This window comes from Rhizobium sp. SG741 (assembly GCF_012275435.1).
GTDB lineage: Bacteria > Pseudomonadota > Alphaproteobacteria > Rhizobiales > Rhizobiaceae > Rhizobium > Rhizobium lusitanum.
Window position 1 is genome coordinate 949,122 of record NZ_JAAZQP010000001.1, and the last position, 23,423, is coordinate 972,544.

At 59.7% G+C, this 23,423-nt stretch carries 21 protein-coding genes; 8 read left to right on the forward strand and 13 right to left on the reverse strand.

Features of this window, described 5'->3' with window-relative positions:
* The first annotated feature begins 33 nt into the window (after nucleotides 1-33).
* Nucleotides 34-1,011, forward strand: a complete 978-nt coding sequence (locus FHT29_RS04825; RefSeq protein ID WP_047562975.1) for an SDR family oxidoreductase — start codon at nucleotides 34-36, stop codon at nucleotides 1,009-1,011.
* Nucleotides 1,012-1,020: 9 nt separating this feature from the next.
* Here FHT29_RS04825 and FHT29_RS04830 read toward each other — a convergent pair whose 3' ends face one another.
* From FHT29_RS04830 to trxB, 6 genes are all read right to left on the reverse strand, one after another.
* Nucleotides 1,021-1,824: an aminoglycoside phosphotransferase family protein gene (locus FHT29_RS04830; protein WP_047562733.1), complete on the reverse strand. Its 804-nt coding sequence runs from the start codon at nucleotides 1,822-1,824 to the stop codon at nucleotides 1,021-1,023.
* A 187-nt stretch (nucleotides 1,825-2,011) separates the two neighbouring features.
* Entirely contained in the window at nucleotides 2,012-3,124 is a 1,113-nt protein-coding gene (locus FHT29_RS04835; protein ID WP_047562735.1) for an alkene reductase, read from the reverse strand.
* 40 nt (nucleotides 3,125-3,164) lie between these two features.
* Nucleotides 3,165-4,331: an MFS transporter gene (locus tag FHT29_RS04840; protein WP_047562737.1), complete on the reverse strand. Its 1,167-nt coding sequence runs from the start codon at nucleotides 4,329-4,331 to the stop codon at nucleotides 3,165-3,167.
* Nucleotides 4,332-4,333: 2 nt separating this feature from the next.
* Nucleotides 4,334-4,627, reverse strand: coding sequence for a metalloregulator ArsR/SmtB family transcription factor (locus tag FHT29_RS04845; RefSeq protein ID WP_037194631.1), 294 nt, complete (start codon nucleotides 4,625-4,627; stop codon nucleotides 4,334-4,336).
* Nucleotides 4,628-5,192: 565 nt separating this feature from the next.
* Nucleotides 5,193-6,089, reverse strand: coding sequence for a LysR family transcriptional regulator VtlR (locus FHT29_RS04850; RefSeq protein WP_004116399.1), 897 nt, complete (start codon nucleotides 6,087-6,089; stop codon nucleotides 5,193-5,195).
* 23 nt (nucleotides 6,090-6,112) lie between these two features.
* Nucleotides 6,113-7,087, reverse strand: coding sequence for a thioredoxin-disulfide reductase (trxB, locus tag FHT29_RS04855; RefSeq protein WP_037194627.1), 975 nt, complete (start codon nucleotides 7,085-7,087; stop codon nucleotides 6,113-6,115).
* A gap of 238 nt (nucleotides 7,088-7,325) precedes the next feature.
* On the opposite strand from trxB, the gene FHT29_RS04860 reads away from it, so the two are divergent.
* The 3 genes from FHT29_RS04860 to FHT29_RS04870 all read left to right on the forward strand — a co-directional run bounded on the left by FHT29_RS04860 (nucleotide 7,326) and on the right by FHT29_RS04870 (nucleotide 9,742).
* Nucleotides 7,326-7,793, forward strand: a complete 468-nt coding sequence (locus tag FHT29_RS04860; protein ID WP_037194623.1) for an Lrp/AsnC family transcriptional regulator — start codon at nucleotides 7,326-7,328, stop codon at nucleotides 7,791-7,793.
* A gap of 5 nt (nucleotides 7,794-7,798) precedes the next feature.
* Nucleotides 7,799-8,707 carry a glycosyl transferase gene (locus FHT29_RS04865; RefSeq protein ID WP_047562741.1) on the forward strand — a complete coding sequence of 303 codons (909 nt, stop codon included), beginning with the start codon at nucleotides 7,799-7,801 and terminating at the stop codon, nucleotides 8,705-8,707.
* Between the two features lie 120 nt (nucleotides 8,708-8,827).
* A complete protein-coding gene (locus FHT29_RS04870) occupies nucleotides 8,828-9,742 on the forward strand; it encodes a glycosyltransferase family 92 protein (protein ID WP_168599245.1) in 915 nt (304 codons plus the stop codon).
* 9 nt (nucleotides 9,743-9,751) lie between these two features.
* Here FHT29_RS04870 and FHT29_RS04875 read toward each other — a convergent pair whose 3' ends face one another.
* The 6 genes from FHT29_RS04875 to FHT29_RS04900 form a co-directional block, all read right to left on the reverse strand.
* The gene (locus FHT29_RS04875; RefSeq protein ID WP_047562744.1) at nucleotides 9,752-10,831 is read right to left on the reverse strand and encodes a glycosyltransferase family 4 protein; all 1,080 of its coding nucleotides are present in this window, start codon (nucleotides 10,829-10,831) and stop codon (nucleotides 9,752-9,754) included.
* 8 nt (nucleotides 10,832-10,839) lie between these two features.
* Nucleotides 10,840-11,316, reverse strand: a complete 477-nt coding sequence (gene greA / locus FHT29_RS04880) for a transcription elongation factor GreA (RefSeq protein WP_034504116.1) — start codon at nucleotides 11,314-11,316, stop codon at nucleotides 10,840-10,842.
* A 298-nt stretch (nucleotides 11,317-11,614) separates the two neighbouring features.
* Nucleotides 11,615-15,100 (reverse strand): carbamoyl-phosphate synthase large subunit, encoded by a 3,486-nt coding sequence (gene carB / locus FHT29_RS04885; protein WP_168599246.1) that lies wholly within the window; start codon nucleotides 15,098-15,100, stop codon nucleotides 11,615-11,617.
* Between the two features lie 207 nt (nucleotides 15,101-15,307).
* A complete protein-coding gene (locus FHT29_RS04890; RefSeq protein WP_092577277.1) occupies nucleotides 15,308-16,477 on the reverse strand; it encodes a glutathionylspermidine synthase family protein in 1,170 nt (389 codons plus the stop codon).
* Between the two features lie 11 nt (nucleotides 16,478-16,488).
* Nucleotides 16,489-17,064: a DUF1190 domain-containing protein gene (locus tag FHT29_RS04895; protein ID WP_162693675.1), complete on the reverse strand. Its 576-nt coding sequence runs from the start codon at nucleotides 17,062-17,064 to the stop codon at nucleotides 16,489-16,491.
* A gap of 366 nt (nucleotides 17,065-17,430) precedes the next feature.
* Nucleotides 17,431-18,255, reverse strand: coding sequence for a LytTR family transcriptional regulator DNA-binding domain-containing protein (locus tag FHT29_RS04900; protein ID WP_168599247.1), 825 nt, complete (start codon nucleotides 18,253-18,255; stop codon nucleotides 17,431-17,433).
* Between the two features lie 85 nt (nucleotides 18,256-18,340).
* Between FHT29_RS04900 and FHT29_RS04905 the strand changes: the two genes are divergently transcribed.
* The gene (locus FHT29_RS04905) at nucleotides 18,341-18,832 is read left to right on the forward strand and encodes a DUF2306 domain-containing protein (RefSeq protein ID WP_047562753.1); all 492 of its coding nucleotides are present in this window, start codon (nucleotides 18,341-18,343) and stop codon (nucleotides 18,830-18,832) included.
* A gap of 94 nt (nucleotides 18,833-18,926) precedes the next feature.
* Nucleotides 18,927-19,838 carry a neutral zinc metallopeptidase gene (locus tag FHT29_RS04910; RefSeq protein ID WP_037194604.1) on the forward strand — a complete coding sequence of 304 codons (912 nt, stop codon included), beginning with the start codon at nucleotides 18,927-18,929 and terminating at the stop codon, nucleotides 19,836-19,838.
* A gap of 53 nt (nucleotides 19,839-19,891) precedes the next feature.
* Here the strand turns inward: FHT29_RS04910 and FHT29_RS04915 are convergent, their stop codons facing one another.
* On the reverse strand, nucleotides 19,892-20,884 hold the full coding sequence (locus FHT29_RS04915) for an aldo/keto reductase (RefSeq protein ID WP_037194602.1): 993 nt from the start codon (nucleotides 20,882-20,884) through the stop codon (nucleotides 19,892-19,894).
* Between the two features lie 124 nt (nucleotides 20,885-21,008).
* Here FHT29_RS04915 and FHT29_RS04920 point away from each other — a divergent pair, with 124 nt between their 5' ends.
* Both FHT29_RS04920 and FHT29_RS04925 read left to right on the forward strand, forming a co-directional pair.
* The gene (locus FHT29_RS04920) at nucleotides 21,009-21,932 is read left to right on the forward strand and encodes a LysR family transcriptional regulator (protein ID WP_092577263.1); all 924 of its coding nucleotides are present in this window, start codon (nucleotides 21,009-21,011) and stop codon (nucleotides 21,930-21,932) included.
* A gap of 149 nt (nucleotides 21,933-22,081) precedes the next feature.
* The gene (locus tag FHT29_RS04925) at nucleotides 22,082-23,338 is read left to right on the forward strand and encodes a tetracycline resistance MFS efflux pump (RefSeq protein ID WP_037194597.1); all 1,257 of its coding nucleotides are present in this window, start codon (nucleotides 22,082-22,084) and stop codon (nucleotides 23,336-23,338) included.
* The last annotated feature ends 85 nt before the right edge of the window (nucleotides 23,339-23,423 follow it).

The following is a 23,423-nucleotide window of genomic DNA, read 5'->3' on the forward strand; positions in this document are numbered from 1 at the left end:
CATAATCGGCTCATCGAACCAGTGGAGATGACAATGAGCAACCAAACAGACAATACGAAAACCGCTTTGATACTCGGCGCTACCGGCGGCATCGGCGGCGCCGTTGCCGAGGGGCTCGCCGCGCGCGGCTGGCGCATCCGCGCGCTGAACCGCGACGCGCCAGAGGCGGCTCGCCGTCAGCCGCGCTTCGACTGGATCCAGGGTGACGCCATGCGAGCTGAGGATGTCTTGAAGGCTGCGGCGGGAGCCGATGTCATCGTGCATGCCGTCAACCCACCCGGCTATCGCAACTGGGGACAGCTCGTATTACCGATGCTTGATAACACCATCGCGGCCGCAAAGGCTGTCGGCGCGCGGATCGTGCTGCCGGGCACGGTCTATAATTTCGGCCCGGATGTCTTTCCCAATGTCACCGAGGATAGTGCGCAGCGCCCGAAAACCCGCAAGGGCGCCATCCGCGTGCAGATGGAGCGGCGCCTGAGGGCGGCTGCGGAGGAGGGCGGTACGCCGGTCATCATTGTTCGTGCGGGAGATTTCTTTGGCGGAACCCGCGCCAACAGCTGGTTTTCACAGGCGATGGTGACGCCCGGCAAACCGATCCGTTCCGTAACCTATCCGGGCAAGTCCGGTATCGGGCATCAATGGGCTTACCTGCCCGATGTCGCCGAGACGATGATCCGCCTGATCGAGAAGGGCGACGAGCTGCCTGTCTTTGCTGTCTATCACATGCGCGGCCATTGGGATGGCGATGGCAGGCAGATGGTCGATGCCGTGGGGCGCGTGCTCGGGCATCCGGTGAAGGTCAAGGCGTTTCCCTGGTGGCTGGTGCCGCTGGCTGCTCCCTTCGTGCCGTTCATGCGGGAGCTGCGTGAAATGAGCTATCTGTGGGACGTGCCGTTGCAGATGAGAAATAACAAGCTGCTGACCGCGCTCGGCGAAGAGCCGCACACGCCGATCGATGAGGCCGTGAAGACGAGCCTTGCAGCAATCGGTTGCTTGCCGGCGGCATGAAGCCGGCCGTCAGGCGTTGAGCTCGGCAAAGGCAATACCGGCGACCGTGAAATCCGAATCCGCGTTCTTCGTGTCGCCGTCGCTCAAGAACCAGGCGGCCGAAAGTCCCGCATAGGCGATGATCCATCGCAGCTGCCGTTTCGGCTCGAGGCCTGCCTCGGCGCAAACGATCGGCAACTGCCGTTGCAAGCGGCCCGGTTTGGTGACGGTCGGCAGCTCCGGATTACAGAAGATGTTGGCGAAGTCGAAACCGCGCTCGCCGTAGACCCGCTTGGGATCGATGGCGAGCCAGCCACGGGAACCGAAATCCAGAATATTCTCGTGGTGGATATCGCCGTGCAATATGGTCTGGTCGCGTTGATCCGCCAGAAGGCGTGCTGCCACCTCGGCGCAGGCGGTGAGCATGCCGCCATGAATGCGCGCTGCCGGTTCGAGCTCCCGGAACCAGCGATCCAGAGGTACGAGATCCGACGGAAGCGGCTTTGCCCTCGGCGCGTGCAGTCTTGCCGCCGTGCGACACATGATCCGGCTCGCCTCGTCGTCTTCGACCTGTATCGCCATGGTGAGCAGCGAGCCTGGCCCGATCGCCCGCTCCATAAGCGCAGCACTGTCATCATACTCGTAGACGAAGGCCGTGCCGTCACCGTCCCACCAGCGCAGCACGCGATTGCCGAACTTCTCGTCGACATCCAGCGCGATCTTGAGCATGGCGGGCTTGTCCCGCCAGAGGACCGGCAACAGATGGCTCGAATGGGTAATGATGGGATCGCCGTCCGGCGTCAGCGACCAACGGTCGATATAGGGATCAAACATGTATCGGCTTTGCTATACCTGCGGATTATGCTTTTGAAGCGTGTATGCCTGTTTAGCTCGGTTGTGCCGTGTCTGTTTTCAAGCTTTGAAATGGAAAAACCCTCGCAACGTTTCGTCGCGAGGGTGCTTTGTTGGTATCGAATTAAATCCGAGATGCGTGCTTGCGCGTGAAAGCGCCGCTTGCGGCTCAGGCTGCCTCATCGAGCGTCGGATAGTCGGCATAGCCCTTTGCACCGCCGCCGTAGAGCGTCGCCTGGTCCCACGGTGTCAGCGCAGCATCTTCCTTCAGGCGGTGGACAAGATCTGGATTGGAGATGAACGGCTTGCCGAAAGCGACGACATCGGCCTTGCCGCTGTTAACGGCCTCGATCGCCATCTCGCGGGTATAGGCATTGTTGACCATCCAGCCAGCCTTGCCGCCTGCGGCCTTATAGGCTGCATGCAGGGCGTCGTAGTCGAAGGACAGGAAGTCGCGCTTGCCGCCGGTCTGGCCTTCTACGACATGGATGTAGGCGAGGCCATACTTTGCCAGGCCCTCGACCACATAGGTGAACAGCTGCTGCGGAGCGGGATCGCTGGCATCACCGGACGCGGTTACCGGCGAGATGCGGATCGCCGTGCGGCCGGCACCGATTTCCCTGGTAATGGCATCGACGACTTCGAAGAGGAAGCGGCCGCGGTTTTCGATCGAACCGCCATACTGATCGGTGCGATCGTTGACATTGCCGCGCAGGAACTGGTCGATCAGATAACCGTTCGCGGCGTGGATCTCGACGCCATCGAAACCGGCATCGATGGCGGCGCGGGCAGCCTTGCGATAATCCTCGACAATGCCTGATATTTCCGAGGTTTCGAGCGCACGCGGCTCGGAGACATCGGCAAAGCTGCCGGTGCCGTCGCTGTTGACCAGATAGGTCTTCGAGGTTTCAGCGCGCTTGGAGGTGGAGGAGACCGGCTTGGCGCCGTTCGGCTGAAGGGTTGTGTGGGAGATGCGGCCGACATGCCACATCTGCACGACGATCTTGCCGCCATTGGCATGCACTGCGTCCGTCACCTTCTTCCAACCGTCGAGCGCTTCCTTGGTGTAGAGGCCCGGCACATTGGCGTAGCCCTGACCCTGATGGGTGATTGCGGTGGCTTCAGTGATGATCAACCCGGCGGAGGCGCGCTGAGCATAGTACTTGACGTTGAGCTCGTTCGGCACGGCATTCGGGGAACGATTGCGCGTGAGAGGTGCCATGACGATGCGGTTGGCAAGGGAGATATCGCCAAGCTTCGTCGGTTCGAACAATTTGGTCATGGTCGTCCTTTCTTATGAGGGGGCGGGAGAGGGAGAGTTGTCAGGACGAGGCGAGGGCCTCGCCCTTGGGTCGGGCGGCTGCGAAGGTCAACAAGACGGTGATGAGGCCGAGGACCGCCATGGCCGAGCCGGCGAGCGGTACCTGCGAGAGCGAAAAGCCTTGGTCGATGACCACGCCGCCGACCCAGGCGCCGAGCGCGTTGCCGGTGTTGAAGGCGCCGATATTGATGGTCGAAACAAGGTTCGGCGCGTCCTTTCCGAAGGAGACGACGCTGATCTGCAGCGCAGGCACGGCGGCAAAGGCTGCCGCCGCCCACAGGAACAGCGTGATCTCAGCGCCGATGAAGGAATGAATGGTGATGCTGAAGATCGCCGATGTCACCGCGATCGCGATGAAGACGCCGGCAAGCGTCGTGCCGAGTCGCCAGTCGGCGAGCTTGCCGCCGATCAAATTGCCGATCGTCAGGCCGACGCCGATCGACAACAGCGTCCAGGTGACGGTTTTCGGCGAGACGCCGGTGACGTCGCGCAGCATCGGGGCGATATAGGTGAAGAGCGCAAACATGGCTGCCGAGAAGAACACGGTCGTCAGCAATGACAGCCAGAGGCCGGTGCCGCGCAGTGCCGAGATCTCGCGTGCGAGGTTGCCCTGACGTACTTCTTCGCCCTTCGGCAGTACGGCGATGAGGCCGATGATCGAGGCGACGCCAAGAAGAGAGACGATCCAGAACGGCGCACGCCAGCCAAAGGCCTGGCCGAAAGCCGTGCCGAGGGGGACGCCGAGCACGTTGGCAAGCGTCAGGCCGGTGAACATCAGCGCGACGGCGCGAGCCTTGCGATCATCCGCAACCAGGCTTGCCGCGACCACCGAGCCGATGCCGAAGAAGGCACCGTGGCAAAGCGCGGTAACGACCCGGGCGATCATCAGCACCCAATAGCCCGGGGCTATGGCGCAAAGGAGATTGCCGAGAATGAAGAAGCCCATCAGCATGATCAGGGCCGACCGCCGCCGCAGATGGGCGGTCGAGACCGCCATGATCGGCGCGCCGATGGCGACTGCCAGCGCATAGCCGGTGACGAGCCAACCGGCTTGCGGAATGGTGACGGACAGGTCCGAGGCCACTTCGGGCAACAGCCCCATGATGACAAACTCGGTCGTGCCAATGGCGAAGGAGCTGAGCGCGAGAACGAGGAGCGCAAGCGGCATGTTCAAAGTTCCTTCTGCAGGGAGTCGAGGAATTCGGCGATGGTTTCCTCGTTACGCTTGTAGAAAATCCACTGGCCCAGCCGTCGCGTGGTCACCAGGCCGGCGCGGTGCAGCGTGCTCAGATGGGCCGACACGGTGGATTGCGACAGGCCGCAGCGCTCGAACTGGCTGGCGCAGACACCCAGTTCCAGCGGATGCTCCTGCGTCGGGAAATGAGTATGCGGATCCTTGAGGTGGTTGAGGATTTCAAGCCTTGCCGGATGGGCCAAAGCCTTGAGTATCTCGCTTTTGTCCATGGTGTTCACCGCATGAATATCGAATAATGACGATATATGTATCGATGGTTTTCGATATATCAAGACCGACGCGGGATATTATTTTCCGCATAGCAACAAGGGTGACTGCTCAGAAAATGGGCAAAAAAAGAGGGCCACCGGAGTAAACCAGGGCCCTATAGGTATGAAGGTCAAAAACCTCCAGAGGGGAACAGCCAATGCGGTGGAACTGGGAGGAAAAGCCACCATGTGCATCAGCTGTGTGCGTTATGATGCTAATTTGTGCAGTGCGCAATGCTTTTTTGTGCATGGCAGTTATGCGTTTGCAGGGTCAGCGCCAAAAAGGCAAAAAAAAGGGCCACCGGAGTAAACCAGGGCCCTATAGGTATGAAGGTCAAAAACCTCCAGAGGGGAACAGCCAATGCGGTGGAACTGGGAGGAAAAGCCACCGTGTGCATCAGCTATGTGCGATATGGTAGTTAAATGGGCAGGCTTCAACTCTATTTTGTGCATATCAGCTATGCATCATACGCGCGGCTGATATATTAGTCTCAAAAAGAGTTTGTTATCAGTAGTTTACCCTTATCTAGAAATTCCAGTTCCGGGCCTTGGCGACGATAAAATCTCGGAAAACCTTGAGCTTAGCCGCATTTTTCATCTCGTCAGGATAGCAGAAATATGTATCGAAGGACGGGACATCCGCATTGATCGCAAGTTGAATCAGGCCTGGATCCCGGCCGACGATGTAGTCGGGCAGCACGGCGATGCCGATGCCGAGCAGGCAGGCACGCTTGATCGAGGTCTGGCTGTTGATCTGCAGATGCGGTATGCGCTTGTTGTCGGAAGAGCGTCCGGCGATCTCCAGCCAGTTGACGTCGAGCAGGTAATTCGGCGCCGGCTCGCCGAAGCTGATGATGCGATGCTCGTCCAGATCCTCGACCGATTGCGGCTCGCCGTGGCGATTGATGTAGGAGGGGGCCGCATAGACGTGCATATGCACGGTGAAGAGCTTGCGCTGGATCAGGTCCGACTGCTGCGGCTGCCGCAGGCGGATGGCGCAATCCGCATGGCGCATGTTCACGTCCAGCTCCTCGTTGTCGAGGATGAGCTGGATCTGCATATCCGGATAGAGCTGCAGGAATTCCTGGATCTTGTCGGTCAGCCAGCCCTGGCCAAGGCCGACCGTCGTCGTCACGCGCAGCTTGCCGCTCGGCTTGTCGGTCGTTTCGGTCAGTTGCATCTTGACCGTCTCGAGCTTCAGCAGAACATCATGTGCGGTGCGGTAGAGCAACTCTCCTTGTTCGGTCAGAATGAGGCCGCGCGCATGGCGATGGAAGAGCTTGATGCCGACATCCTGCTCCAGTGCGCTGACCTGCCGACTGATGGCGGATTGGGACAGATGCAGTTTATCCGCCGCATGCGTGAACGATCCCGCTTCGGCAGCCGCGTGAAAAATACGCAGCTTGTCCCAGTCCAATGGCATGCCGCTTCCCCTCATCGGCTGCCTCACTCCGCAGCCACGGCGACGGGCATATGCCCAGTCAAGTAACGTTCCGCCTCAAGCGCGGCCATGCAGCCCATCCCCGCTGCGGTGATCGCCTGTCGGAACGTATCGTCGGTCACGTCGCCGGCGGCATAGATGCCTTCGAGGCTGGTCGCCGTCGAATCCGGTGCGGTCCAGAGGTAGCCATTGTCCTTGAGCTTCAATTTGCCCTTGAAAAGCTCGGTCGCCGGCGCATGGCCGATGGCGACGAAAATGCCGTCGATCGCCACATCGGTGACGGCACCGGTGCGCGTATCGCGCAGGCGTGCGCCTGAAACCGATGGCGGCATCGGCGGCTTGGCCGGCGTGCCCGTGATTTCAGCGACTTCGGTGTTCCAGAGAACCTTCACGTTCGGCTTGGCGAACAGGCGTTCCTGCAGGATCTTTTCGGCGCGGAAGGAATCGCGGCGGTGTACCAAGGTCACCGACTTGGTGATGTTGGAAAGATAGAGCGCTTCCTCGACGGCGCTATTGCCGCCGCCGACCACGATCACGTCCTTGTTGCGATAGAAGAAGCCGTCGCAGGTGGCGCAGGCGGAAACGCCGAAGCCCTGGAAGTGCTGTTCGCTCTCGATGCCGAGCCACTTCGCCTTGGCGCCGGTAGCGATGATGAGTGTGTCGGCGGTCCAGACCTGGCCGCTGTCTGTGCGGGCGAGGAAAGGACGCTGATTGGTGTCGACCTCGGTCACGAGGTCATTGACGATCTCGGCGCCGACATGCTGCGCCTGCTGCAGCATCTGCTCCATCAGCCAGGGTCCCTGGATCGGGTCGGCAAAGCCCGGATAGTTTTCGACATCGGTCGTGATCATCAGCTGGCCGCCCTGTTCCAGGCCGGCAATCAGGACCGGCTGCAGCATTGCGCGCGCAGCATAGACAGCGGCGGTATAGCCGGCTGGGCCGGAGCCGATAATGAGCACCTTCGTGTGGCGGGCAGGCATAGTCAGTCCTTTCAATTTCAGCGCTTGGGAAACCGCGGCTTCAAACGGGAAAAGCAGGCGATTTCACGATCCGCCGGTCCATTTATGATTGCCGCATGCATTTATTCAAGGGCAGCCTTGCATTACTAACAGAGCAAATCTGCTTTGTGTAAGAATCGGTTACGCCAGAGAAACTTTCTTGCGAATTTTCCTGCCTTATATAGAAGCTGGCGAAGGGGAATTAAAGAAAGGCCATAAAGTGCTTCGCGCTGAACTCGATGCCATCGATATCAAGATCCTGCGGGAGCTTCAGCGGGACGGGCGGATGACGAATGTCGAGCTGGCCGATCGAGTCGGCATTTCCGCGCCGCCCTGTCTGCGCCGGGTGCGGAAGCTGGAGGAAGCCGGCATCATCGAAGGCTATCATGCCATGCTGAACAGCCCGAAGCTTGGCTTCGATCTCGTTGCCTTCTGCATGGTCGGTCTCAAGCATCAATCCGAGGCCAATCTCAAGGCCTTTGCCGGCGCTACCGCGGAATGGCCGCTGGTGCGGCAGGCGTGGATGGTTTCCGGCGACAGCGATTTCCTGCTGCATTGCGTCGCGGAAAACCTCACCAGGTTCCAGGATTTCGTTATCGAGGTTCTGACGGCGAATGAGCACGTCGATACGGTGCGTACGATGCTGACCATTCGGCAGGTCAAGAAGCTTGGGTTGGTGGAGCTTTAGGACGGATGGCGGATCGCCCGTGGCACCGATCGCTCATCAAGTCCGGCGTGCGCCTCGTGCTGGGCGGTTCGCTGGCTCACGTGCAGGATTGGTTTCCCGGGCTTAGCATCGTTCGCAGCCAAAATGTGAGCGAAGTGCTCTATCGTGGCTCCAGGGTCGCCGGCCTCGCCGGTCCGGATCAGCTGCGTGAGCGCTCTGGCGAGCAGATCTATATTGTCGGCTCGGGGCCATCGATTCGCGATTGTGATCTAAGCGGACTGGAATCCGGTAGCGCCATTCTGCTGAACGGCGCCATCGGGCTCATCGGCGACCGGATCGCCGAGCCGCTCGCCATAGCGATCGAGGACGAGCGCTTCGTCTGGCGGCATATCGAAATGATGCGGAAGAAGATCGCGCCCGGCTCGCTTTGCTTGTTCTCCATTGCCGTCCTGCGTGCGCTTTGCGAGAGCGACAAAGGCTGGCTGGCGGACAAGACGATCATTCTGATCGATAACATTTACAAACCCTATGGCACACGGCGCCGCACCCTCGACGACATCAGGCAGCTCCAATATGTGCGTCTGGATGCAACCGGTTCAGCCGGTTTCTCGCTCTCACCGGATCGCGGCGTTTTCCTTGGCGGCTCGGTCGCGGTGTCTGCGCTGCAATTTGCCTTGTATTGCACGCCAAAGACGATCGGCTTTCTGGGTATCGATATTTCCAATGCGAGCGAACCTCGCTTTTATGAGACCGGCCGCGACACTGCTTTCTCAGGCATAGCACGGGCCGAAGATCGTATTGTCGAGCATCTCGTATTCGCCCGGCAAATCGCTGGGGAACGCGGTGTTTCGTTCATCAATTATTCGCCTGTTTCGGCGCTGCTGAAGTATGATTTCGGTTATGACGACAGGTTTGCTGCAAGGCCGAACACCTGAATCTGCCTTGAGACGCTGAAATCCCTTTGGTCGTTCCGCCAGGACTGTTCAGCTCGGGGCTTGCCAATGCAAGCCGTTGATTGCTAGCAACGCATCGTTCCGTTGCAGAGAAAGAGGCTGATGCGCTGGCTGAAACCCAAGGGCTCCGATGCCAAGAAACTGACCATCGATCCGCCCGAGCCACGGGCAGGGCGCCATGGTGTTGCGATTGCCGCATGCGTCAAGAACGAGGTGCGCTATATCGAGGAATGGGTGCGCTTCCATCGGGCCGTCGGCATTCGCCACTTCTACATCTATGATAACGGCTCCACGGACGACACCTGCGCGCTCCTTCGCAGCCTCCTGAATGAGGACACGCTAACGATTATCCCCTGGGCCGGGCGGATGCGCGATACGGCGACATCAACGATTCTGAACGGCCAGGTCATCGTCTTCGCGCACGCCATCCTCAATTTCGGCTGTTATTACCGCTGGATGGCTTTCATCGATGTCGATGAGTTCCTGTTGCCGAAACAGGCGCGCACGGTCGAACAGGCGTTGGAGGCCGTCGGCGATTTTCCGAATGTTTCGCTGCCATGGCACATGTTCGCCACCAGCGGCCATGAGGCGCCTCCTGACGGGCCCTTGACGCTGAACTACACGCAGCGTGGCGCCGATCCGATGACGCGTAAGGAAAATGTCAGCAATTTCAAGTGCATCGTCGATCCATGTGAAGTGACTGAGGTCAGCGTTCACCAGTTCCAGACGCGAGCTTACGGGGATCTGACGGCCAACGATGCCGGCCAGCGCTTCACGCGGCGGGCGCGGAAGTCGCCCGAGTTCTATTCGAACCGGTTCCTGCAGCTCAATCATTACTATACGAAATCTAGACAGGAGCTGATGGAGAAGCTTGGGCGGGGATGGGCTTACGACAGCAGCGCGACGAAATACCGGGACAAGGTTCTGTCCATTGTCAAAAGCATCGAGGAAGATATGGTGGAAGATCGTTCGATGATCGACTTCATTGAACGTTATCATATCGATCTCAGCCGCTAGCCTGCCCGTTCAATCGTTGGCGATGAGCAGCCGTCGATAGACATCGCCAATGGCAGTCGCTTCCTTTTCCAGCGCGAATTCGCTGCGCACGTGACGCACGGCGTTTTCGCCCTGACGAAGCGTCTCCTCCGGATTGGCAAGATAGAAGTCGATAGCCCTGGTCAGCGCTTCACCATCGCCGGCGGGGACGACGGCACCGGTTTCGCCCGGAACGATCAGCTCCGCATAGGCGCCGGCATCCGAGGCGACAACCACGGTGCGGGACGCCATGGCTTCGAGCGGCGTCAAGCCGAAACCCTCGTTCCGGGAAGGGGCGACGTAGAGGGTCGCTCGGCGATACCAGGGCTTGATATCGTCGACTTCGCCGAGAAAACGGATACGATCGGCAAGGCCGGCGTCGCTCACCAGCTTCACCAATTCATCGCCGAAGCCGCGATGTTCGGCAGTCACCCGGCCGCAGATGACGGCGGTCCAATCCGGATAGCGCGGCAGAAGCTCGATCATCGCCTTGACGAAGAGATCGGTGCCCTTCTGATGGCGGACGCGGCCGAAGCAGCCGATGAGATAGGTGCCGGGCAGGCCCGTGGCGGCCATGCGGTCGTCAGGAGTTTCCGGTGGATGAAAGCGATTGAGATCGATGCCGTGCTGGATAACTGTGTGCGGCACATGCAGGAAACTGCCGGAGCGGGTGCTGGTGGCGATGACGGCGTCCATGCGGCGGATGAGCCAGCGCGTATAGCCGGTATGGCGGCGCTGGGCCGCCGAGGTGAACACCAGCTTCAACGGCATGCGCAGAACGGAGCGCAGCAGCAGGCCGACCAGCATCTCGTTGTTGCGGCGGGCATGCCAGACACGCACGCGATGCCGGCGCGGCTTGGTCCAGAGGCCGAAAAGCCTGATCCAGCCGAGCTTGGGCAGATCCGCCGGCAGACCGGGGCCGAGCGTTGCGATGTGATAGCCTAGCTCGATCTGCTTGGGGATCAGCTGCACGATCGTGGAGGTAACGCCGGAGAGCCGGCGTTTGAAATTCGTCGCGACGATCTCGATCTCGCGGAGATCGCTCGCATGCGTTGAATCGCGATCGCGCACGGGGCTGATTAGCCCCAGGTGACGGAGAGGATTCCGTAAGCCTTGGCGCCGCCGGGTGCATTGACCTCGATGGAATCGCCGACTTCCTTGCCGATCAGGGCGCGGGCGATCGGCGAGGATATGGAAATGCGGCCGGCCTTCACGTCGGCTTCCTGGTCGCCGACGATCTGATAGATCTTCTCTTCCTCGGTGTCCTCGTCGACGAGCTTCACCTTGGCGCCGAACTTGATCTTCGAGCCGGACATCTTGGAGAGGTCGATGACTTCGGCGCGTGCCGTCAGGTCTTCAAGCTCGCCGATGCGGCCTTCATTGTGGCTCTGTGCTTCCTTGGCGGCATGGTACTCGGCATTTTCGGAGAGGTCGCCATGGGCGCGCGCTTCCGCAATTGCCTCGATGATTCTCGGGCGCTCTTCCTGCTGACGCCAGCGCAGTTCTTCCTGCAGCTTGACGAACCCGTTCTGTGTCATCGGTACCTTTTCAACCATTTGCCTTGTCCTTCACTCCCTGCGCTGCTCTTCCGCACACACAAAAGAAAACAGGTTCCGAAGCGGTACTTCGGAACCATGTAGAGCCAATATTTTGTCATCTATAGCAGATTGCGACAGCCGATTTCCAGAAAATTCGATGACTTATGGGAGCCTACTCCACGTCTTCGCATGCCAAGGCCGGGTGCCCGGAAATCGGCCATGAGGCTTCTTCACCGATCATCGCGATGGCCATTCCGCGCCGCGACGAATGTGATCCGGCTATTGTATCCGCATTCGTCGTGACGGAAATTCGTCCTTAGAAATAGCTCTGCAGCGGCCGCACTTCGAGGTTCCCGGCCTTCAGGGCCTTGATCGCCATGGCGGCGGCTTCGGCGCCGGCCATGGTGGTGTAGTAGGGCACCTTCTGCATCAATGTCGCCCGGCGAAGCGATTTCGAATCCGAGATCGCTTTGTTGCTGTCGGTCGTATTGATGACGAGCTGGACCTGGCGATTGCGGATGGCGTCCTCGATATGCGGGCGGCCTTCCAGCACCTTGTTGATCTTGGTTGCTTCAATGCCATTCTCGGCGAGGAAGCGCTGGGTTCCGCCGGTTGCGAGCACCTTGAAGCCCTGTTCCGTCAGCATGCGGATGGCGGGCAGGACGCGCGGCTTGTCGTCGTCGCGGACCGAGACGAAGACTGTCCCGTCGCGCGGCAATTCGACGCCGGCGCCGAGCTGGGACTTGGCGAAGGCCAGAGCAAAATCGGTATCCAGGCCGATGACTTCGCCGGTCGAGCGCATTTCCGGTCCGAGCAGGATGTCGACGCCGGGGAAGCGCGCGAAGGGGAAGACGGCTTCCTTGACGGCGATGTGCTTCAGCTTGCGCGGATCGGGCTTTTCGCCATAGGCGGCAAACACCGCATCCAGCTTTTCGCCGGCCATGACGCGGGCGGCGATCTTGGCGATCGGCGCGCCGATGGTCTTGGCGACGAAAGGCACCGTGCGCGAGGCGCGTGGGTTGACTTCGAGCACGTAGACCGTGCCGTCCTTGATGGCGAACTGGACGTTCATCAGACCGCCGACATTCAGCGCCTTGGCCATGGCCTTCGCTTGGCGTTCCAATTCGTCGATCATGGCAGACGACAGCGTGCGTGGCGGCAGCGAGCAGGCACTGTCGCCGGAGTGGATGCCGGCTTCTTCGATATGTTCCATGATGCCGGCGACGTAAACGTCGGTGCCGTCGGACAGGCAGTCGACGTCGACTTCGATGGCGTTGGCAAGATAGCTGTCGAACAGGAGCGGGTTCTTGCCGAGCAGCGTGTTGATCTGGCCGGTCTTGTCGTTCGGATAGCGCTGCTTAATGTCTTCCGGCACCAGTTCGGGGACCGTGTCGAGAAGATAGGTTTGCAACATGCCTTCCGAATGAATGATCTGCATGGCGCGGCCGCCGAGAACGTAGGACGGGCGCACGACCAGCGGGAAGCCGATTTCCGACGCGACGAGGCGGGCCTGCTCGACCGAATAGGCGATGCCGTTGTTCGGCTGGTTGAGATCGAGCTTCATCAGCAGCTTCTGGAAGCGGTCGCGGTCTTCGGCAAGGTCGATGGCGTCAGGCGCCGTGCCGAGGATTGGAATGCCGTTCTTTTCGAGCGCTTCGGCAAGCTTCAGTGGGGTCTGGCCGCCGAACTGGACGATGACGCCGACAACTTCGCCATTTTCCTGCTCCGCTTTCAGGATTTCGATCACGTCTTCGGCCGTCAGCGGCTCGAAATAGAGACGATCCGAGGTGTCGTAGTCGGTCGAGACCGTTTCCGGATTGCAGTTGATCATGATCGCTTCATAGCCGGCATCCTTCAGGGCGAAGGCGGCGTGGCAGCAGCAATAGTCGAACTCGATGCCCTGGCCGATACGGTTCGGGCCGCCGCCGAGGATGACGACCTTCTTGCGGTCGGAGACCTGTGCTTCCGAGCGCGCGGTACCAACGAAAGGCGTCTCATAGGTCGAATACATGTAAGCAGTGGGCGACGCGAACTCGGCGGCGCAGGTATCGATGCGCTTGAAGACCGGGCGCACGTTCAGCTTGTTGCGAAGCTCCGCCACTTCCTTCGGCCGCTTGCCGGTCAGCGTCGCGAGACGCGCGTCGGAAAAGCCCATCGCCTTCAGCATGCGCAGATTGGTCGCATCTTCCGGCATGCCATGCTCGCGGATGCGGGCTTCCATGTCGACGATGCTTTTGAACTGCGCGATGAACCAGGGGTCGATCTTGCAGCCTTCGTGCACTTCTTCCGGCGTCAGGCCGAGGCGCAGCGCCTGAGCAACCATGCGCAGACGGTCCGGTGTCGGTGTTCCGATGGCGGCGCGGATGGCGTTGCGGTTTCCTTCACCCTCTTCTGTGCCGGGGATTTCGATCTCGTCAAGGCCGGTCAGGCCGGTTTCGAGGCCGCGCAGCGCCTTCTGCAGCGATTCGGCAAAGGTGCGGCCGATCGCCATGACTTCGCCGACCGACTTCATCGCTGTGGTCAGAACCGGCGAGGCGCCTGGGAACTTCTCGAAGGCAAAACGCGGGATTTTGGTGACGACATAGTCGATCGAGGGCTCGAAGGATGCCGGGGTTGCACCACCGGTAATGTCGTTTTCCAATTCGTCGAGCGTATAGCCGATGGCCAGCTTGGCTGCGATCTTGGCGATCGGGAAGCCGGTGGCCTTCGATGCGAGGGCGGAAGAGCGCGACACGCGCGGGTTCATTTCGATGACGACGAGGCGGCCGTCCTTCGGATTGACCGCGAACTGCACGTTCGAGCCGCCGGTTTCGACGCCGATCTCACGCAGCACCGCGATCGAGGCGTTGCGCATGATCTGATATTCTTTGTCCGTCAGCGTCAGCGCCGGAGCAACCGTGATCGAATCGCCGGTGTGGACGCCCATGGGATCGATGTTTTCGATCGAGCAGATGATGATGCAGTTATCCGCCGTGTCGCGGACCACTTCCATCTCGAATTCCTTCCAGCCGAGCACCGATTCTTCGACCAGCACTTCGGTGGTCGGCGAGGCATCAAGGCCACCGCCGACGATTTCGAAGAATTCCGAGCGGTTATAGGCAATGCCGCCGCCGGTGCCGCCCAACGTGAACGAAGGACGGATGATGGCGGGCAGGCCGACATGGTCGATCGCCTGGGCGGCGATTGCCATGGCATGGCTCATGTAACGCTGCTTGCGGTCGCTTTCGCCGAGGTTCCACTGGTTTTCCAGTTCGTCGAGCGCCTTGTCGAGCTCGGCACCGGAAAGCTGTGCCTTCAGCTTAGTGCGCTCGGCTTCATGCGTCTTGCGGTCGGTATCCTTGATGTCGGTGGCGTTCGCCAGCATCGAGCGCGGCGTTTCGAGACCGATGCGCGCCATGGCTTCGCGGAAGAGGGCGCGGTCTTCGGCCATGTCGATCGCGGCCGGCTTGGCGCCGATCATCTCGACATTGTAACGGTCGAGCACGCCCATGCGCTTCAGCGACAGCGCTGTGTTGAGCGCGGTCTGGCCGCCCATGGTCGGCAGCAGGGCGTCCGGGCGCTCCTTGGCGATGATCTTGGCGACGACTTCCGGCGTGATCGGCTCGACATACGTGGCATCCGCCAAGCCCGGGTCGGTCATGATCGTCGCGGGATTGGAGTTGACGAGGATGACGCGGTAGCCTTCCTCCTTCAGCGCCTTGCAGGCCTGTGTGCCGGAATAGTCGAATTCGCAAGCTTGGCCGATAACAATCGGTCCTGCGCCGATGATGAGGATCGATTTGATATCTTGGCGCTTCGGCATGGGCTCACATCCGTTTTTTTGTTGCGCGAAAAACCGGCCAGGGTGGGAGATCACCGGCCGGGGGCGCATGGCATGTCTTTTCAGGCTAGAAGCGGCTTATAGGCAAATGTATTTGCAAACGGAACCCCATAAATCGCGGAATCGACAGGAATTCGGCATGCGCTCCTCATGGAGCGGTGAATTAGCAGGCGGTTCCGCTCATCATCACTAGTCCTCTATATAATGAGGGACGAAGCGCGAGGTATCGCGCGTAATGGGCGTATCGTCCTCGCGAATACCGATACCCGCCGGTTGGCCTGCGACGATCCAGGATCCGATCACGGTCCAATCGTCTCCGAAGCGGGGAAGCAGATGCAGTGCCTGCCTTATATATCCCTCTTCTCCGTAGGGGCCCTCGACGTGATACAAACCGCCACCAGCTTCGTAATTGACGAGCGTCACATTCGCGCCCTCGCGGGATAGCAACGGTTTACGGACATAGCGGTCCCCAAGATGGCTGCTGCGCAGATCGTCCTCGAAATAGGCGGGCAGCAAATTTTCGTGGCCGGGGAACATTTCCCACAGCACGGGCAGTAGCCCCTTGTTGGACAGCGTCAGTTTCCAAAGCGGCTCGACTATTCGCGTCGGTGTCAACGGCAGATGGCGACCGAAAGGCTCGCGTACCATGTCTTCTAGCGGATAAAGCTTGAATATGCAGTCGATGCGCTCGTCTTGAAGATCAATTAGCCAATGTTTGTCGTCGACGCCGATATCGGGCATGGCGATCAGCTTTGTCTTGCAGCCAGCCTGTGCAGCGCAATCGACAAGATAGTTCAACGTCACGAGGTCTTCCTCGGATTCCAACATGCCGGCGAAGTGCATGCGCTGCGACGGTCCAGCAAGGACGCGTATCGCGTCGATCAGACGTTCATGCACGGAATTGAACTGGTCGGCTGAGGACGGAAGTTCGCCGCGTTGCTTCATGTCTTCCAGCCAGCGCCATTGGAAGACCGCGCTTTCGAACAGGCTGGTCGGCGTGTCCGCATTGAATTCGAGCAGCTTTGCCGGATCGTTTCCGTCGTAAGAGAGGTCGAATCGGCCGTAGAGATCATGTTCGCGATTGCGCCAGGAGCGTAATATTGCATCGTGGTAGGCGGGCGGAATGGCCATGCGGTGCATCAACTCACCGTCCGAGGCAATTTTCTCGACGGCAGCGTAACACATTTCCAGCAATTCGGCGGAAGGATCCTCCAGCCTCGTCTCTACTTCCTCAAGGGTAAAGGCATAGGCGTGCCGTTCGTCCCAATAGCGTTGGCCATACATGGAATGAATGGTGAAGCCACAAGCCTCGGCGTCGGCCTTCCAATCCAGTCGCTCGTTCATGACGACGCGTTTCATCCGCTCACCCGTTAACCCGAAAGATGGAAGCCGCGAAAGCCCCAGCCGCCACGCTCTACCATGCCGGCCGAGCGCGTCGAACGTTCGGAAGACGACCCCCAGAAACTATGGCCGCCACCGCCGCCACCCGAAGATGACGATTGTATATCGTCGTCCTTTTTCTTTGCTGCATAGTTTGTCTTTCCAAGCAGCATGCCGTTTGCGAGGCTGCGACCGGTCGCCGTTCGAAAGTCGCTACTTCCACGCGGCTGGTAGAGCGCTTTGGTGCCAAGCGTTCCAGCAGCACTGCCGACGAGATAGCCGGCCAGCAATGGAATGAAGTGGCCCGTACCTGCCTGATGGGCGCCGGTTGTTGGTTGGCACTTGTCGGCACCATACTCCTTCTCGCAGTTCGCCATCGTCTCGTAGGCGGGCGCATTCTGCTTGCGCTCAGTTTCGGCTGCGGCAAACTGGGATCGACATTCGTCGGCAGAAAAGGCTTCGCTCGCGATGCAGGCGTCGGCGTCCTTGTATATTTGTGCGGTATCTTCCTTTTGGCCACAGCCCGTCAACGCTGCTGTTCCCATTAGCAGCAGAGACACACTCATCGATCGCTTCATTAGACCCTCGGCGCCTTCGCGTTCATACCCGGATATTCCGGACGTTGCCCGCACAAGTCTATCAGCCGCCACACACGCAGGTGCGGTTGTCTACATGTGCAAAGATTGCAACGTAAAGAATATGGGCGAGAGAATAATTAGGGGTAAATCGGCCATATTTAAAGAACGTAGACGTGCGTTCTTTTGATTTTTTTGACCAAAGGTTGCGACCGCAAAAAGAGGTCTTTCCAATTTTCCTAAGTTTTGGCGACCCTTATATATCCGGGAGAAGGCGGGACTCATTTATCTCTAGGCCCACGGGGGTTACCAGGAGATAGACTATGGATTGGCGGAGCGTCGGCAATCCGACAATTGCTAGCCAAAACGGTGCCGGACTGCATCGGCATAAGGGCGGCTCACGGGCATTTCCATGCCGTCGCGCGTCACGATGAAAAGTTTGCCGTTGTCGCGTTTCAAACCGGCGACATGGTCGGCGGCAATCCAATGGGATCGATGCAGGCGCATGCCCTCGGTATCGCCGATTTCCCTCAGCGCATCGCCGAAGCGCAGCAGGACGAGCTCGCGGCCGCGGCTGGTGACGACCTCGGTATAGTGATCCCGCACGGCAAGCCGTATGAGCGCTCCCCGATTTTCCGGTTTCAGGCGCGACAGGATCGGTGCCTGCGAGGGCAGGGCGCGAATCTCCGATGTCTTTATAGAGGTGGTTGCCGGCTCGTCGTTGCTTGGTCGCTCGGCGGCCACCGCGATTTGCCGATGCATGGTCAGGTAGCTCAAAAAGCAAAAGAGCAGGCAAAGCGGTATCGAAGTCAGCGATTGGCGCAGGCTGCCTGCCACGGTGGGCACAGTGCCGAAGAATGCCAGATCGATCAGCCCGATGCCGAAGCCGATCGGAAGTGCTGCAATGATCGAGCCCGTCATCATCCGGGCAAACATGCTGGCCACCCGTTTGCGCAGGAGGATTTCGGCGATGACGGAGAAGACGATGGCTATCGACCAAGCCATGGCATGAAGGGCCAGCCAATAGCCGAGCCGAGCGCCCGGCATCAGCCGTGCGAATGTGTCGTAGGGACCGGTCAGGGCAAAGATCAGGACGACCGTGACGAAGGTTGCCCAGAATCGCGGCGAACGCTGGAAGACTTGCAATTCACGAAGCGTGGATTGCAGAAAGGTGTGATCCACGAAATTTTCCCGTTCTTTCGCGCAATTTCAATTGAGAGAACAACAATATCGCGGAAAGGCTCGACAAACTCAACCGGATCCCGCCATGACCTTCGAGCCGCTTCTTCATGCTTCGATCGCAATCCAGATTCACGTTGCGGCAGTCATCCCGGCCGCCGTGCTCGGCGCCTATCTTCTGCTGAAGCCAAAGGGGACTTCGAGGCATCGATTGCTCGGCAAGATATGGCTGAGCCTCATGCTGGTCACGGCGCTATCGAGCTTCTTCATTCACCAGATCAACATGGTCTATGGCTTCAGCCCCATTCATCTACTCTCCCTATTGGTTCTCTTTGGCTGTTGGGGAGCGATCGCCAATGCTCGCAATCACAATATTGGGGCGCATAAGCGCATCGTCAGAAGCCTCTACTTCGGCGGCATCGTCGGTGCGGGGGTGTTTACGTTCCTTCCGGGCCGTATCATGAACATGATAGCCTTCGGCGGCGACGAATTTGTGCCACTCGTCGTCGTCGCAGCTATTGCGATCGTTCTTCTATGGCTGCTGTCGAAAGAAATATGGCGTCGCCGAGGTTTAACTTGACGTTCTGTCGCTCGCCAACTGGTGTTGCCCGTCTTCCTGGATATATAAGTGCTTTAAGGGACATTGGTTTAAGGCATCGCCAGGAGGTGCAATCATGGATTGGAAGGGGCGTCGGCAATCCGACAATATCGAGGATGAACGCGGTTCATCGCCCATGGGCGGTGGCGGCGGCGGCTTCCGCTTCCCCGGCGGCGGGATAGGCGGCGGCGGTTTGAGCCTGCGCACCATCATCGTTCTGGTGGTGATCTTCCTCGTGCTGAGAGCCATGGGCGTCGATGTCATGGGCCTGCTGCAGCAGAGTGGCGTGCTGGGCGGCGGCTCGGGATATCAGCAGAGCACATCAACCGGGAATAGTGGTCGGCCCGCCAATGACGAGATGAAGCAATTCGTCGCGACTGTTCTTGCCGATACAGAGGATACCTGGACCGGCATTTTCAAATCGATGGGCCAGACCTATACCGATCCGAAGCTCGTGCTGTTCTCGGGCAGCTTCCCTTCGGCTTGTGGACAGGCTTCGGCCGCGACCGGGCCCTTCTATTGCCCGAGCGATCAGAAGGTCTATCTCGATATGGCCTTCTTCCAGCAGATGAAGGATCAATTCGGTGCATCCGGCGATTTCGCTCAGGCCTATGTCATTGCGCATGAGGTCGGCCATCATGTTCAGGATCTGCTCGGCATCCTGCCGAAGTTCAACCAGGCCCGCCGGACCATGAACGAGGTGGATGCCAACAAGATGTCGGTGCGCATCGAGTTGCAGGCCGATTGCTTTGCCGGCATCTGGGGCAAGTTCACACAGCAGAAGGGCATCTTGCAGGCAGGCGACCTTGAGGAGGCACTGAACGCCGCCCAGCAGATCGGCGACGACACGCTGCAAAAGCGCACACAGGGCTATGTCGTTCCGGATAGCTTCAACCACGGCACTTCCGCGCAGCGCATGAAGTGGTTCAAGCAGGGCTTCGATTCCGGCAAGCTCAGTGATTGCGATACGCTGAACAATCCCGTTTGATCTCCTTCGCCCGCTCTCCGGCAGGGAGCGGGCGAAGTGCCAATTCCTTTTCCTTATTTCTCGCTATCCAGATGCGTCAATTGCGCTTCCGGATAGCGCCCGCCCGCGGCGGCGTCCTTTGGCACGGCGCGTTCGATCGCCGCCATATCGGCTTCCGACAACTCCACCGAGAGCGCGCCTAAAGCTTCCGTCAGGCGATCGCGGCGGCGGGCGCCGACAACCGGCACGATGTCCTGGCCTCGGGCCGCGACCCAGGCGATGGCGACCTGGGCGACGCTGGCATCCTTGGCTTCGGCGATCCCTCGCAATGCTTCCACCAATTCCAGGTTCTTTTCGACATTTCCGGCCTGGAAGCGCGGGCTCATGAAGCGGAAGTCGCCTTTCTGGGCGTTGTCCTTCTGCCAATGGCCGCTGATGAGGCCACGCGAGAGGACGCCATAGGCCGTGATGCCGATACCGAGTTCGCGGCAGGTCGGCAGGATACTGTCCTCGATGCCGCGCGAGATCAGCGAATATTCGATCTGGAGGTCGACGATCGGATGCACGGCGGCGGCGCGGCGGATGGTCTCCGCACCGACCTCGGACAGGCCGATATGCCTGATGTAGCCGGCCTTGATGAGATCGGCCATGGCACCGACCTGCTCCTCGATCGGCACGTTCGGATCGAGACGCGCCGGGCGGTAGATGTCGATGTGGTCGACTCCGAGACGTTGCAGCGAATAAGCGACGAAATTCCTGATCGCGGCCGGTCGGGCATCATAGCCGAGCCAGCCGCCGGCCGGATCGCGCAATGCACCGAATTTCACGCTGAGCAGGAAATCGTCCCGCTTCAGCCCCTTGATGGCCTCGCCGATCAGCATTTCATTGTGGCCCATGCCGTAGAAGTCGCCGGTATCCAGCAGGTTTATGCCGGCATCGAGAGCGGCATGGATTGTCGCGATGCTCTCGGCGCGGTCGGACGGCCCGTACATGCCGGACATGCCCATGCAGCCGAGGCCGAGGGCGGATACCTCGGGGCCTGTCTTGCCCAATTGGTGGTTTTGCATTGCAGTTCTCCTTCGGTCGGAAGCGCGCTCTCATCTCCAGAGCCATCTACGCAGCTTGTTTACTCGATCGGCCTTTGTGCGATAATCCGTGTAAATCGGAACGGGCTGTTTGGAATTTCGCACAATGGATGACTTACCGCTGGCCGATCTTGTCGCCTTCACCGCTGTTGCCCGCGAGCGTAGCTTTCGCGTGGCCGCGCGCAAGCGCGCTGTTTCCGCCTCATCACTGAGCGAGGCGATCCGGCGGCTGGAGGAGCGGCTTGGCGTGCGCCTGCTGAACCGTACCACGCGTAGCGTGACGCCGACCGAAGCGGGTGAGCGGCTGATGGAGCGGCTGACCCCCGCGATGAGTGAGATCGCCGTTGCGCTCGACGACATCAATAGCTTTCGCGACCGTGTGGGCGGGACTTTGCGGCTGAATGTGCCGACAGTCGCTGCCATGGTGGTGATGCCTGATATCGTCAATCGCTTTTTGAAGAACTATCCGGGGATATCGGTCGAAATCGTTGCCGAAGACAGCTTCATCGATGTGCTCGCGGCCGGGTTTGACGCCGGCATTCGGTATGACGAGAGGTTGGAAAAGGATATGATCGCCGTGCCCATCGGGCCACGGCAGCAATCTTATGTGACCGCCGCGGCGCCCGCCTACCTGGCGGCAAACGGTACACCGCGCCACCCGCGCGATATACTCGAGCATCGCTGCATCGGTCATCGGTTCCTCAGCCGCTCCAACGCTCCCTGGGATTTTGAAAAGGATGGCGAAACGATCGTCATTTCGCCTTCAATGGTGATTGCCACGAATTCGATCGATATCGAACGCAGTGCCGCGGTTGCCGGTCTCGGCATCATCAGGACGTTTTGGGAATTCCTCGCGCCGCAGCTTGCGACAGGCGAGCTGGTACCCATTCTCGAAGAGTGGGAAACGGCCTTTTCCGGTCCGTTTCTCTATTATGCGAGCCGCCGACATATGCCGGGTCCGCTCCGGGCCTTCGTCGACTTCCTTAATATCGAGCAGCGACGGACCCGGGAAAAACAAGTGTCATTATAGCCCGCAGATCAAAAAAAGCGGTCGATAAATCGATAAGATTAAAGCGTTCACGGATTGTTTCCGCCAAAATCTTTAGGTATGGGGAACACTCCGGTTTTTCGTTCACGTTCTGTCTCTTCATGGAGGCGGGGCCGCCAAAAGGCAACTCCATGATCGATCAGAAATTCGCACGGCGCGGCCTGTTCCTCGTCTTCCTCATCCTCTTCCTCGATGTCATGGGCATTGCGATCATCATGCCCGTGATGCCGAAATACCTGGAAGAGTTGACGGGTGCCGCAGTCAGCGAAGCTGCCACCGAAGGCGGCTGGCTGCTGCTGGCCTATGCCGCGATGCAGTTCCTGTTCTCGCCGCTGATCGGCAATTTGAGCGATCGGTTCGGACGCCGTCCACTCCTGCTCGCCTCGGTGCTGACATTCGCGATCGACAATTTCATCTGCGCGATCGCGGGTACCTACTGGATGCTGTTCGTCGGCCGTATCCTCGCCGGTATCAGTGGTGCGAGCTTCTCGACCTGCTCGGCCTATATCGCCGACATCAGCAATGACGAGAACCGTGCGAAGAATTTCGGCCTGATCGGCATGGCCTTCGGTGTCGGCTTCGTGCTCGGTCCGGTCATCGGCGGTTTTCTGGGCGAATTCGGTCCGCGGGTGCCGTTCTATGGAGCGGCTGCCCTCGCATTCCTGAATTTCGTCGGAGCCTATTTCCTACTGCCGGAAACATTGGACGCCAGGCATCGCCGGCCGTTCGAGATCTGGCGGGCCAATCCATTCGGCGCGCTCAGGCAGATACGACGCTATCAGGGCATCGGCTGGGTCTGCGTCGTCATGTTCCTGAACTGGCTGGCGCATGGCGTCTATCCGGCCGTCTGGTCCTTCGTCACCTCCTATCGCTATGATTGGAGCGAGGGGCAGATCGGCTTTTCCCTTGGGGTTTATGGTATCGGCGCGGCCCTCGTCATAGGGCTTGTCCTGCCTCGGCTGGTGCCCATGCTCGGGGAGTGGAAGACCGCATTGCTCGGGCTGGCGTTTTCCTGCCTCGGCCTGATGGGCTATGCTTTCGCGTGGCAAGGCTGGATGGTCTATGGGGTCGTCGTCGCAACGGTCATCGAAAACGTCGCCGATGCGCCCTTACGTTCCATCGCCGCGAGCAAGGTTCCGCCTTCGGCGCAGGGTGAGCTGCAGGGCGCGCTCGGCAGCCTGACGAGTATCACCGCGATCATCGGGCCTCTGCTGTTCCCGTATCTGTTCCGCTATTATACCGCGCCGACGGCGCCCGTGACCTTTGCCGGTGCACCATTCGTCATGGGTGCCATTCTGGTCGCGACAGCGCTCATTGTGCTTCTTACCAAGGTTCGCAAAGATCAGCCGAAGGCGGCCGTGCAATCGCAAGCCGGAGAGGCGGCCTAAAAATTCATCAGATATTTTGATGGTATGATGAATTCTTTAGCATCGTTACCTTGTCGGCTGGCTTTTCCGCCTAAGTTGCGGTATT

Coding starts and splice junctions, on each gene's coding strand:
- FHT29_RS04825 (WP_047562975.1), top strand. CDS start 34: ATGAGCAACCAAACAGACAATACGAAAACCGCTTTGATACTCGGCGCT.
- FHT29_RS04830 (WP_047562733.1), bottom strand. CDS start 1,824: ATGTTTGATCCCTATATCGACCGTTGGTCGCTGACGCCGGACGGCGAT.
- FHT29_RS04835 (WP_047562735.1), bottom strand. CDS start 3,124: ATGACCAAATTGTTCGAACCGACGAAGCTTGGCGATATCTCCCTTGCC.
- FHT29_RS04840 (WP_047562737.1), bottom strand. CDS start 4,331: ATGCCGCTTGCGCTCCTCGTTCTCGCGCTCAGCTCCTTCGCCATTGGC.
- FHT29_RS04845 (WP_037194631.1), bottom strand. CDS start 4,627: ATGGACAAAAGCGAGATACTCAAGGCTTTGGCCCATCCGGCAAGGCTT.
- FHT29_RS04850 (WP_004116399.1), bottom strand. CDS start 6,089: ATGCCATTGGACTGGGACAAGCTGCGTATTTTTCACGCGGCTGCCGAA.
- trxB (WP_037194627.1), bottom strand. CDS start 7,087: ATGCCTGCCCGCCACACGAAGGTGCTCATTATCGGCTCCGGCCCAGCC.
- FHT29_RS04865 (WP_047562741.1), top strand. CDS start 7,799: ATGGCGGATCGCCCGTGGCACCGATCGCTCATCAAGTCCGGCGTGCGC.
- FHT29_RS04870 (WP_168599245.1), top strand. CDS start 8,828: ATGCGCTGGCTGAAACCCAAGGGCTCCGATGCCAAGAAACTGACCATC.
- greA (WP_034504116.1), bottom strand. CDS start 11,316: ATGGTTGAAAAGGTACCGATGACACAGAACGGGTTCGTCAAGCTGCAG.
- carB (WP_168599246.1), bottom strand. CDS start 15,100: ATGCCGAAGCGCCAAGATATCAAATCGATCCTCATCATCGGCGCAGGA.
- FHT29_RS04890 (WP_092577277.1), bottom strand. CDS start 16,477: ATGAAACGCGTCGTCATGAACGAGCGACTGGATTGGAAGGCCGACGCC.
- FHT29_RS04895 (WP_162693675.1), bottom strand. CDS start 17,064: ATGAGTGTGTCTCTGCTGCTAATGGGAACAGCAGCGTTGACGGGCTGT.
- FHT29_RS04905 (WP_047562753.1), top strand. CDS start 18,341: ATGACCTTCGAGCCGCTTCTTCATGCTTCGATCGCAATCCAGATTCAC.
- FHT29_RS04910 (WP_037194604.1), top strand. CDS start 18,927: ATGGATTGGAAGGGGCGTCGGCAATCCGACAATATCGAGGATGAACGC.
- FHT29_RS04915 (WP_037194602.1), bottom strand. CDS start 20,884: ATGCAAAACCACCAATTGGGCAAGACAGGCCCCGAGGTATCCGCCCTC.
- FHT29_RS04920 (WP_092577263.1), top strand. CDS start 21,009: ATGGATGACTTACCGCTGGCCGATCTTGTCGCCTTCACCGCTGTTGCC.
- FHT29_RS04925 (WP_037194597.1), top strand. CDS start 22,082: ATGATCGATCAGAAATTCGCACGGCGCGGCCTGTTCCTCGTCTTCCTC.